Annotated in this window: 1 protein-coding gene; it reads right to left on the reverse strand. The window is 68.9% G+C overall.

All coding sequences use genetic code 11. The features are described 5' to 3' along the window. On the reverse strand, nucleotides 1-1,334 hold a 1,334-nt coding region (locus QZM72_RS35445; protein ID WP_301740435.1), incomplete at both ends, for an efflux transporter outer membrane subunit.

Genomic DNA, 1,334 nt, shown 5'->3' on the forward strand with positions numbered 1-1,334 from the left:
TTCGTCCAGCGCGCCAGGCGCGCGCTGATCAGCGACTGCTGCGCCGAGTACAGATCCGTCTGCGCGGTCAGCACCGACAGATAGCTGTCCACACCGTTCTTGTAACGCAGGTCCGACAGGTCGAAGCGACGCTGCTGCGCGTGCTCGTTGCGCTCCAATGCCGCGATCTGCTGATCGTACGTGCCGCGTGCGGCGAGCCCGTCCGACACTTCGCGGAATGCCGACTGGATCGCCTTCTCGTAGTTCGCGATTTCGATGCGCTTCTGCACGTGCGCGAGATCGAGGTTCGCGATGTTCTGCCCGCCCTCGAAGATCGGCAGCGCGATGTTCGGCGCGAACGACCACGCCGCCGTGCCGGCCTTGAACAGGCCGCCCAGCGTCGGGCTCGCGGTGCCGAACGCGGCCGTCAGCGAGATCTTCGGGAAGAATGCCGCACGCGCCGCGCCGATGTTCGCGTTCGCGGCCAGCAGCGTCTGCTCGGCCTGCATCACGTCCGGACGACGCGTCAGCAGATCCGACGGCAGGCCGGCCGGCACGTCCGTCAGCAGGTTCTGCGCGTCGAGCGGCATGCCCGCCGGCAGGTCGTCCGGCAGCGGCTCGCCGATCAGCAGCACCAGCGCGTTCAGCGCCTGCGCGCGCGCACGTGCCTGCGCCTGCTGGTTCGCGAGCGCCGTCTCGACCACCGTCTGCGCCTGACGCAGCTCGAGCTCGGAGCCCGTGCCGTTGTCGAACTGCAGCTTGGTCAGGTCGTACGACGCCTGCGCGGTCTTCAGCGTGTCCTCGGTGACCTTCAGCAGATCATCGGTCGACAGCAGCGTCAGGTATTGATCCGCCACCTGCGACACCAGCGAGATCTCCGACGCCTGCCGCGCATACGCGGTCGACAGGTACTGCGCGAGCGCCTGGTCCTTCAGGCTTTGCACGCGGCCGAACAGGTCGAGCTCCCACGATGCGGACAATCCGACGTTGTAGGTGCGCGAAATCAGCGGCTGGCCCGTCTGCGAGACACCGGCCGGGAAACGCTGGATGGTGCCCGTGCCCGTACCGTCGAGCGTCGGGAACAGGCCCGCGCGCGTGATCTGGTACTGCGCACGCGCGGCCTCGATGTTCAGCACCGACACGCGCAGGTCGCGGTTGTTTTTCAGCGCGATCTCGATCAGCCGCTGCAGGCGCGGATCGACGAAGAACTCGCGCCAGCCGATGGCGGTCGCCGCCTGGCCGTTCGCGCTGCGCGCGCCGGCCGCGCCCGGCTGCGTCGCGTAGACGCCGCCGGCCGGGTACGCCTGCGCGACGGGTGCGTCGGGCCGCTTGTAATGCGGCGCCATCGTGCAGCC

It is taken from the genome of Burkholderia sp. AU45388, from assembly GCF_030481585.1.
Lineage (GTDB): Bacteria > Pseudomonadota > Gammaproteobacteria > Burkholderiales > Burkholderiaceae > Burkholderia > Burkholderia sola.